Consider the following 9,338-nt stretch of genomic DNA (forward strand, 5'->3'; position numbering starts at 1 on the left):
CAAAATCATTCACTTAACAGTAGCTGGGTGAAAAATGCTTGATCCAGAATTATTAATTATATTATTAATTATAAAGCACGCAGATAATTTATAAATACAGTTGTGCTTGTGATTAATCGGGAGGACTAAAAACATGAAAATTGCATCAACAATTGCAACGCTTGGTCTGTCTATGGTTTTGGCTGGCGGGGCGCTGGCTCAGGAAAAACAGCAGCTTGCATTCGTGGTTAACGCAGCGTCGGATTTCTGGAAACTTGCAGAAGCAGGCGTTCAAGCCGCGCAGGCGGAGCTGCCGCAGTACGAGCTTCAATTCCGCTATCCGGCGCAGGGCACAGCGGCGCTTCAGAATGCACTGATGGACGATCTGGTCGCGGGGGGAACCGACGCGATCATGATTTCTTCAGCCGATCCTAAAAACTCTATTGATGCGTTCAATCGCATTGCCGCCCAGGTGCCGCTCTTCACGACCGACAGCGATGCGCCACAAAGTGACCGGATTGCCTATCTTGGTTCGTCGAATGTTGCTGCCGGCGTTCAGGCAGGTGAAATTGCCGTAAAGGCAATGCCAAAAGGTGGCAAGTGCATGGGGTTTGTCGGTTTCCTGGGGGCTGACAACGCAATTGAACGTATTGCGGGTTTCCGTCAGGCTGTTGAAGGAAGTGGCATCGAGCTGGTCGATGTGCGTGGTGATGATGTCGACTTTGCCCGTGCGCGTTCAAATGTCGATGATGTCCTTGCCGCAAGCCCGGATATCAATTGCATGGTCGGGTTCTATTCCTACAATCCGCCCAAAATTTATGAAGCACTGCAGGCAGCAGGAAAACTGGGTCAGATAACCGTTATTGCCTTTGATGAGGACCCTGTGACACTTGGGGCGGTCCGCGAGGGCAGTTTTGCCGGAACGGTTGTACAGGATCCGTATCAGTGGGGCTATCAGGGCATGCATCTGATGGCGGATTACCTTGAAGGTGATGCTTCGAAGGTTCCGAACGATGGTCTTATCATCGTGTCTACCAAGGTGATCGACAAATCCAATGTCGACGAGTTTGAGGCGGTCGTTAAGGAAAGAATAGGCGGGTAATTTCTTCCCCCTGCCTAGCGAGCGGGTACGCGTGTGGTTTTTTGTGCACCCGCTCGCACCTTTCCGATGATGTCAATGGACATTGGGAGCCGTTTGGAATGAGTGCAGTGCATGGGCTTGATCTGAAGCTTGAGAATGTCACCAAGGTATATCCGGGTGTGGTTGCCCTTAATGATGTTTCACTACAGATCAAAGCAGGAGAAGTGGTCGGACTTCTTGGTGAGAACGGTGCCGGAAAGTCGACCTTGATGAAGATACTGGGTGGGCTGATTGCCCCGACATCAGGACATATTACCCTGGATGGTCAGCAATTTGACCGGTTCGATGTTAAGGAATCTCAGCAGGCGGGCATCGCCTTTGTGCATCAGGAACTGAATGTTTTTGATAACATGGATGTTGCCGCAAACATATTTCTTGGTCGCGAGAAAGTTCGCGGGTTGTTTCGGCTGGCCGATCACAAGGCGATGAAAGAATTGGCTCAGCCTCTTCTTGATCGTATCGGTGCGCGCTTCAGGCCAGATACTCCTGTTTCGACATTGTCACTGGCAGAACGTCAGTTGCTTGAAATTGCAAAGGCGTTATCGATGAATGCGCGGCTTGTCATCATGGATGAGCCAACATCGAGCCTGACCCTGTCAGAAACAAACATGCTGTTGAAGGTGATTGCCGACCTGAAGGCACAAGGAATTGCCGTTGTCTATATATCGCATCGGCTAAGCGAAGTTGAGGAATGTGCAGATCGCGCAGTGGTGCTTCGGGATGGCGTCAAGGTTGGTGTGCTTGAACGTGATGAGCTCACGCATGACGCCATGATCCACATGATGATCGGGCGGGATCTTAAGGCTCTTTACACACCACCTGCGCGTCCGGCGACCAAACCCGTGCTCGCGGTCAGAAACCTGTCCATCAAAAGCAAGCCGGATCGACCAGCCAGTTTCGAGCTGATGGGGGGCGAAATTCTTGGCGTTGCCGGACTGATCGGTGCAGGGCGAACAGCCTTGGCAGAAGCTATATTCGGTGTTGGTGAAAAGCTTGATGGCGAGATCCTGGTTGATGGTGTGGAGGTAAAGGTTAACACCCCTGCAGATGCAATTGCTGCGGGGCTTTATTTGGTTCCGGAAGATCGCAAGCGGTCCGGCCTTATATTGGATTTCCCGACGCTGGAAAACGTCACAATGGCTAATCTTTCGGCCTTCACATCTCGCGGTCTTGTTTCACAGAAGCGACAGATCGAAGTTGCTGAAATTCAACGTGATGCTTTGGCAATCAAGACCCGCGATGTGCGCCGCGCTGCAAATGAAATGTCGGGTGGAAACCAGCAGAAAGTTGTTCTGGCCAAGTGGCTGTCCATGGATCCGAAAGTTATTATTTTCGATGAGCCGACGCGTGGCATCGATGTTGGAGCAAAAGCCGAGATCTATGGGTTGATGCGCTCATTGGCCGATCATGGAGTAGGGGTGATGATGATATCGAGTGACATGGAAGAAGTGATCGGGGTGTCGGATCGAATTTTTGTCATGAAAGATGGCGCTATCACGGGGGAATTGCCCCGCCTTAAGTTTTCGGAGAGCAACGTGCTTAATCTGGCTGTCGGCAAAATTCTGGAAGAGGCCTGAGCAATGCAAAAAAAAGATATTGGGCTTGGCATTCTGATTATTGTGGTTGGTGCGATTGTTTACATGCGCAACCCGTTGTTCCTGTCTCCAATCAACCTTGGAAATACAGCCAATCTGATCGGTTTGTTCGGATTGTTCGCCATCGGGCAGGGCTTTGTTATTATGACCGGTGGTATTGATCTTTCTGTCGGGTCGGTAATTGCCCTGTTGGGGGTTCTGTTTGTCGATATGGTGGGGAAATTTGGTGTCCCCTGGCCAATTGCAGTGGCTATTACGGTCGGGCTGGGTGTTCTGATCGGGCTCGCCCATGGAATACTGATTACACGATTTAAGCTCCAACCATTTGTTGTCACCCTGTGCGGTCTGTTGATTTATCGCGGGATAGCACGTGGATATACTGCTGAATCCACTGCCGGTTTCCCATTTGGATCAAGTTACCCGCAACTGGAATGGTTGACCATCGGGCGCAGCTTTGGTGTTCCGCACTCGTTTCTTGCCATGCTGATTGTTGCAGCCATCATGTGGGTTGTATTGCATCATACTGTCTTCGGGCGGCATCTGTGTGCCGTCGGCAAGAATGAGGAAGCCGCGCGATTTTCAGGGATTAATACGCGGTTTGTCACCATTACGGCATATGTCATTTGCGCGGTCCTTGCTTCCATCGCAGCGATCTATTTCGCAATGTTTACAAAGTCTGTGCAGCCGTCGTCGCACGGGAACTTCTACGAGTTATATGCGATTGCCGCGGCAGTGTTGGGAGGATGCTCTCTTCGCGGAGGAGAAGGTTCTGTCATCGGCATCGTTCTTGGGGCGGTATTGCTGCAGGAACTGCAGAACCTTGTAAATCTGCTAGGTATTCCATCTTCACTGAACTTCGCCGTGATGGGGACAGTAATCCTGCTTGGTGTGTTGGCTGATCAGCAGTTTGCGACTTATCGCAATCGCAAGAATACCGAAAGAGCTTTGGGCTTGCTGCAAAAACAATAATCAGGAGCAGCACAACTGTTTGCTGGCCGTACTTTTGATCTGCTGGGCAGAGTAGGGGGAAATCGTGAGCGTGCTTGAGCTGAAGAATATATCAAAGCGTTATGGCGCCATTCAGGCACTTGATAATGTATCACTTGCCATTCAGCCGGGCGAAGTGGTCGGGCTTATGGGGGATAACGGGGCTGGAAAATCTACGCTGGTTAAGGTCATTGCGGGAAATTTTGCTCCAACGTCGGGCGATATATTTATCTCTGATCAGAAAATGGTGTTTCACAAGCCACGGGATGCGCAAAAAGCAGGTATAGAGGTCGTTTATCAGGATCTTGCGATTTGCAACAACATGAGTGCGGCTTCAAACGTTTTTCTTGGCCGGGAGCCCACCCGTAAAATCGGGCCGCTCAGGATTGTCGATTACGCCTTTATGCGCAGCAGATCAGCGGAACTGTTCGCGCGCCTGAAATCGGAAACCCGGCCCCGTGATCTGGTCCATAAAATGTCCGGCGGGCAACGTCAGGCCGTGGCAATTGCAAGAACACTTCTTAGCGATGCAAAGATCGTGCTTATGGACGAACCAACGGCAGCAATTTCCGTTCGTCAGGTGGCAGAAGTGCTCAGTCTAATTCGTCAGCTGAGTGATCACGGGATTGCAGTGGTTCTGATCAGTCATCGTATGCCTGACGTCTTTGAGGTTGCAGACAAAGTTGTTGTTTTGCGACGCGGAGAACTTGTTGCCGACAAGATGGCATCAGACTCATCGCCAGAAGAAGTCACAGGCCTGATTACCGGGGCGATTGAAAAAGCATGAGTGGAATTGAAAAAGGACCAATGAACATGGCAAATCCAACTCTTGCTGATGTTATCAACCGTTCACAACATCACGGGTTGATCGCACGGATTACCAATCAGCAGATTTTCTGGGTATTTCTGGCAGCTGTGTTTGCCTGTTTGGCATTGACCATACTTACCGACAGTTTTGCGACAGAGCGCAACCTTTTTAATGTTACGCGCAACTTTGCCTTTGTCGGGATTGTTGCACTTGGGATGACGGCAGTTATCGCGTCAGGCGGGATTGATCTGTCTGTGGGTTCCACATTGGTAATTTCTGCGATGACCGTCAGTGTTCTGATGTCGGCCGGGATGCCTTTCTGGGTTGGATGTCTCGCCGCTCTGTCAGTTTCATTGCTGGTGGGGGCGGTGAATGGTGTGTTGATTGCCTATGCCAAGATGCCATCATTTGTCGTTACGCTCGGGATGCTCTCTATTGCGCGCAGCTTGGCGATGGTGCTGTCTGACAATAAAATGATCTATGAGTTCGGCCCTGATCATGACTTTTTACTTTGGCTTGGAGGTGGTGCGACTTTCGGGCTTCCGCATCCGCTCATTATCTTGATTATCCTGGCGTGCCTGACGGCATTTGCGTTCCGCCATTTGCGCTGGGGGCAGCATTTGTTTGCGATTGGCGGTAACGAGAATGCGGCAGTTCTGACCGGCATTCCGGTGGCGCGTGTCAAGGTCAGCGTCTATATGTTTTCGGCTTTGATGGCTGGTATTGCAGGCGTTCTTGAAGTTGGCTGGCTTGGTGGTGTGACAACCAATCTGGGTCAGGCAATGGAGTTGACGGTTATTGCAGCTGCTGTGATTGGCGGCGCGAACCTTGCCGGGGGTGGCGGAACTGCATTTGGCGCCGTTGTTGGTGCGCTTCTGATTGAAGTGATCCGGAACAGCCTCATTTTGTTGGGGATCAGCACATTCTGGCAGGGAACATTTGTCGGGTCTTTCATTGTGGTGGCCGTGGCATTTGATCGGTTCAGACAGCGGAAAACATAACAATATCAGTTTGTAACTCTTGATAGTTAACCAAAAAACTCAAGAGAAGAAGATAGCTTGGATACACATATGCAATTATTTGTCATAATATATATTATAGAACTTATGTGTGTGTCTGATGATCTCGCATCAAGATTGCGCATCAGTCCCTTTTCTCGTCGTGCATACGGCTGAATTCAACACCGGTTCTTGTCGTGAAAACTGCGATGCATACGATTTAAGTTGCAGTCGCTTGTCTTCCGACCGGTTCAGTGTTCGCATTGGTGCTCCGGCGGATTTTACCCAAGCTGACGTGAACTGGGCATTCTCGTAAACATCAAACTCAGTCGCTGTGGATTGCCCTAACAAACAGAACCCGAATGAATTGACCACGTACAACGTTTGGGGCCATCGTTTATATAATTCATGGTCACCCGGCATCGTCCAGGGAACAGAACCTGTGCACCCTGCCCGTGATCGCAGTTACGAGGACCCAGACTGATTATTTGGCAGGTGAACGCGGGCGAACTTTCTTACGTCTGGTCCGGTTTTTCCTGAGAAGACCAATGTGCGCCCGCTCCGAGACGGCGGGAAATGTCGGTGGTCACTTCGATCAGGCGCTCCCTGCATTCCTCTACCGTGGCAACTGACGTTCCCGAAAGACGTTGAATGAATGGGACTGTTAGTGCAGCGACGACCTTACCTGAAAAATCGAAAATCGGTGCGGAAAGGTTAAGAACACCCGCAATGGTCAGGGATTGTGATTCACAATAGCCAGCAGCCCTGACGTTCGGAAGATCATCCAAGAAGGCCTGATATTTGTCTGAGGGTTCCTTGCCGACCTCATTCATCAGCTTATCAAGTGCCTCCTGCTCCATCCAGGCCGCGAGAACACGACCGGATGCCGTATCAAAAATATTGATCTGCGCGCCCAACCGGACTGCCGTGATGTTGTTGTCCTGACAGTCGACCTGTGCAATGACCAGAACATGGCCTGAATGAATGATCGCCAGATGCATTGACTGGTTCACTTCATTGGCAAGCCGCTGCATTGCATCGCCAGCGATAGATGTCAGGCGGCGAATGGGTGGATGGCGATGAGCCACCTCGAACATCTTGGTTGTCAGTTGGTAACGATCATCCTCCTCGCGTTGTTCGATATAGCCGCGCTGACACAGAACCATCAGCATCCGGAAGATTTCCGAGGTGTTTCGATCGAGCTGTTTCGCGATGGCGATCTGCGAAAGACCATCCACTTCGGAGGCAAGCAGTTCGAGAATATCAAGCCCTTTTGACAAGGCCGGAGCACGGTATTTTTCCTGATCAATCTGTTCTTCGGTCTTGCCGTTCATGTGTCCTCGCAGGGAGATGAAAACCGCTTGGTTTCGGTCGACTGAGTATATGCGGGTCAGCCATATCGTGGCAACTGACCCTGTGATATAGAAAACATCATATCAAATATAAAACATACTTTCATTTATAAACTTCCGGCATTAAACTGATGATGGGAGGAAGAAAAACAATGACCAAACAAAAGAAAGTCAGGGGCATGACCTGGTCGGATCCGCGCGGCTATGACCCGCTGGTGGCAGCCAGTGCAACCTTTCGTGAACGTCATCCTGATGTTGATATCGTCTGGGACAAACGGTCCCTTCAAGGTTTTGAAAGCACCCCGGTCGAGGAACTGGCACGGACCTATGATCTGATTATTATCGATCATCCTCATGTTGGCGCTGTGGTGGAAAAGAACTGTCTGTTGCCCGTTGATCGTGTGGCAGATGCAGGCACCCTCGCCCGGCTTTCGGCCGAAACCGTTGGTAAAAGCTATCAGAGCTATTTCTTCAAGGGGCATCAGTGGGCCTTGCCTGTCGATGCCGCTTGTCAGGTGCAGGCAATTCGACCCGATCTCATCAATGCTCCGGTCAAGACTTTCTCCGACGTGATTGCCCAGGCCAAAGACGGTCGTGTTGTCTGGCCGCTTCTGTCCCCTCATGTTCTGATGTCATTCTTTAGCTTGCTGGCAAACTCCGGCGCACCCTTCCCGGTCACCAAGGGAACCGAAATCGATCAAAAAGCAGCCCTTGATGTAATTGAAGCAATGGCAACCCTTGCCGATCTGGTTGATCCCGCCTGCCTCAGGATGGATCCGATTTCGGCCCTTGATGCCCTTTGTGACGGCAACAAATTTACCCTGTGTCCTTATGTCTACTTGTATGCGCCTTACGCGCGGATCAATTACCGCGCCTATCGCATAGCCTTCCACGATATGCCCTCCCTTGGTGCGTCCGGCCCACTTGGCTCGGCCCTTGGTGGAACCGGGATTGCGGTTTCATCGCAAACGAAACATCCCGACCTTTGTGTTGAATTCGCTCTGTGGGTTGCTTCGGCCGATATTCAGCGTGGCCTTTATGCCAGCCATAACGGTCAACCGGGCAATGCGGTTGCCTGGGGTGATGCCGCAGTCAATGCGCCGGTCGGGTCTTGTTACAGTAATACCCGCATGACCCACGAAGCCGCGTGGCTGCGCCCGCGCCATGACGGATATATGGCGTTTCAGGAAGATGCATCACACATCCTTCTTGATGCGCTGACCGGAAAAATTACTCCGCAAACAGCCCTTTCTGCCCTTCAGGCACGTTTTGACGAAAGCTTCGACCATGACTGATATACTGCCCCTTAAAGGACTGAAGGTTCTGGATTTCTCGCAGTTTCTTGCAGGCCCCTATTGCGCCCTGAAACTTGCAGACCTTGGCGCAGATGTGGTCAAGGTCGAACGATCCGGGCTTGGCGATCTGTCGCGTTATCTTTATCTGACCGATACCAAGATTGCCGGTGAAAGCACCATCTTTCACGCGATCAACCGCAACAAACGTTCTGTTGCGGTTGACCTTAAATCCGATGAAGAAAAGGCCCGTCTGACCCAGCTTGTGCAAGAAGCCGACGTCATCTTGCAAAACTTCCGCCCCGGTGTGATGGAACGTCTTGGCTTTGGCTACGAGGCTGTCAAAAAGATCAACCCCACTGTCGTTTATGGCACCGTGACCGGATATGGATCGGACGGTCCGTGGGTGGATTTGCCCGGTCAGGACTTGCTCGCACAGGCCCGGTCAGGGGTGATGTGGCTTTCGGGCGGCCGAGACCATGGTCCGGTTGCGATGGGGCTTCCGATTGCCGATGTGCTGGCAGGATCAGCCCTGACGCACGGGGTCTTGGCCCTTTTGTATCGCAAGGCTACGCAAAATATCGGTGGCTATGTTGAAACCTCGTTGATCGAGGTTCTGGCAGATCTGCAATTTGAATTACTGACCACATGGTTTAACGACGGCAACCGTACCCCGGAACGCTCTAAAAATAATCCGGCACATGCCTATCTGGCAGCACCGTACGGGGTTTATGAAACAGCCGATGGTCACGTTGCCATTGCGATGGGCAAGCTTGATCTTCTGGCGAATATCACCGGACTTTCACTGGAAATTGCCGCACTGGATGCCTTTAAACAGCGCGATGAAATCAAGGCTGGCCTTGCCGCACAACTAAAAACCCGAACCAGTGCAAGCTGGATGGATGAATTCGTCGCCAACGATATCTGGGCCGCACCAGTCATGGATTGGGATGGCGTCGTCGCAAGCGGTGTCTTGCAGACACTTGATATGGTTCAGAATATTGAACGCGGCGATGTAGCGATGCAAACGACCAAACTGCCGTTGCGTATTGATGGTGTCCGTCCGTCATCGTCACGCGCCGCACCGGAACTTGGGGATGCGAACGATCTTCTGGAAACCGGCTGGTAATCTACAAAACCGATCTACAAAAAAAAAGCGCGGCATCCTTGCGGGCCGCGCTTTTTT

At 51.4% G+C, this 9,338-nt stretch carries 8 protein-coding genes; 7 read left to right on the top strand and 1 reads right to left on the bottom strand.

Translation table 11 applies throughout. The features are described from left to right. Positions 1–133 precede the first annotated feature (133 nt). The 5 genes from TH30_RS07790 to TH30_RS07810 all read left to right on the top strand — a co-directional run bounded on the left by TH30_RS07790 (position 134) and on the right by TH30_RS07810 (position 5,511). On the top strand, positions 134–1,081 hold the full coding sequence (locus TH30_RS07790; RefSeq protein WP_114097499.1) for a sugar-binding protein: 948 nt from the start codon (positions 134–136) through the stop codon (positions 1,079–1,081). A 98-nt stretch (positions 1,082–1,179) separates the two neighbouring features. Further along, positions 1,180–2,697 carry a sugar ABC transporter ATP-binding protein gene (locus TH30_RS07795; RefSeq protein ID WP_114097500.1) on the top strand — a complete coding sequence of 506 codons (1,518 nt, stop codon included), beginning with the start codon at positions 1,180–1,182 and terminating at the stop codon, positions 2,695–2,697. Between the two features lie 3 nt (positions 2,698–2,700). Continuing rightward, positions 2,701–3,684 (top strand): ABC transporter permease, encoded by a 984-nt coding sequence (locus tag TH30_RS07800; protein ID WP_114097501.1) that lies wholly within the window; start codon positions 2,701–2,703, stop codon positions 3,682–3,684. 64 nt (positions 3,685–3,748) lie between these two features. After that, positions 3,749–4,489, top strand: coding sequence for an ATP-binding cassette domain-containing protein (locus TH30_RS07805; protein ID WP_114097502.1), 741 nt, complete (start codon positions 3,749–3,751; stop codon positions 4,487–4,489). A 26-nt stretch (positions 4,490–4,515) separates the two neighbouring features. Further along, entirely contained in the window at positions 4,516–5,511 is a 996-nt protein-coding gene (locus TH30_RS07810; RefSeq protein WP_114097543.1) for an ABC transporter permease, read from the top strand. A gap of 512 nt (positions 5,512–6,023) precedes the next feature. Here TH30_RS07810 and TH30_RS07815 read toward each other — a convergent pair. Next, a complete protein-coding gene (locus tag TH30_RS07815; protein ID WP_114097503.1) occupies positions 6,024–6,842 on the bottom strand; it encodes an IclR family transcriptional regulator in 819 nt (272 codons plus the stop codon). Positions 6,843–7,012: 170 nt separating this feature from the next. Between TH30_RS07815 and TH30_RS07820 the strand changes: the two genes are divergently transcribed. Both TH30_RS07820 and TH30_RS07825 read left to right on the top strand, forming a co-directional pair. Beyond that, positions 7,013–8,155 carry an extracellular solute-binding protein gene (locus tag TH30_RS07820; protein WP_114097504.1) on the top strand — a complete coding sequence of 381 codons (1,143 nt, stop codon included), beginning with the start codon at positions 7,013–7,015 and terminating at the stop codon, positions 8,153–8,155. After that, a complete protein-coding gene (locus TH30_RS07825; RefSeq protein ID WP_114097505.1) occupies positions 8,148–9,281 on the top strand; it encodes a CaiB/BaiF CoA transferase family protein in 1,134 nt (377 codons plus the stop codon). The genes TH30_RS07820 and TH30_RS07825 overlap by 8 nt, the downstream gene beginning before the upstream one ends. Positions 9,282–9,338: the final 57 nt, after the last annotated feature.

Source organism: Thalassospira profundimaris, from assembly GCF_003326795.1.
In the GTDB taxonomy this organism is placed as follows: Bacteria; Pseudomonadota; Alphaproteobacteria; order Rhodospirillales; family Thalassospiraceae; genus Thalassospira; species Thalassospira profundimaris_C.

Bases quoted from the DNA above. Each gene is read 5' to 3' on its own strand.
- TH30_RS07790 (WP_114097499.1), top strand. From the start codon at position 134: ATGAAAATTGCATCAACAATTGCAACGCTTGGTCTGTCTATGGTTTTG.
- TH30_RS07795 (WP_114097500.1), top strand. From the start codon at position 1,180: ATGAGTGCAGTGCATGGGCTTGATCTGAAGCTTGAGAATGTCACCAAG.
- TH30_RS07800 (WP_114097501.1), top strand. From the start codon at position 2,701: ATGCAAAAAAAAGATATTGGGCTTGGCATTCTGATTATTGTGGTTGGT.
- TH30_RS07810 (WP_114097543.1), top strand. From the start codon at position 4,516: ATGGCAAATCCAACTCTTGCTGATGTTATCAACCGTTCACAACATCAC.
- TH30_RS07815 (WP_114097503.1), bottom strand. From the start codon at position 6,842: ATGAACGGCAAGACCGAAGAACAGATTGATCAGGAAAAATACCGTGCT.
- TH30_RS07820 (WP_114097504.1), top strand. From the start codon at position 7,013: ATGACCAAACAAAAGAAAGTCAGGGGCATGACCTGGTCGGATCCGCGC.
- TH30_RS07825 (WP_114097505.1), top strand. From the start codon at position 8,148: ATGACTGATATACTGCCCCTTAAAGGACTGAAGGTTCTGGATTTCTCG.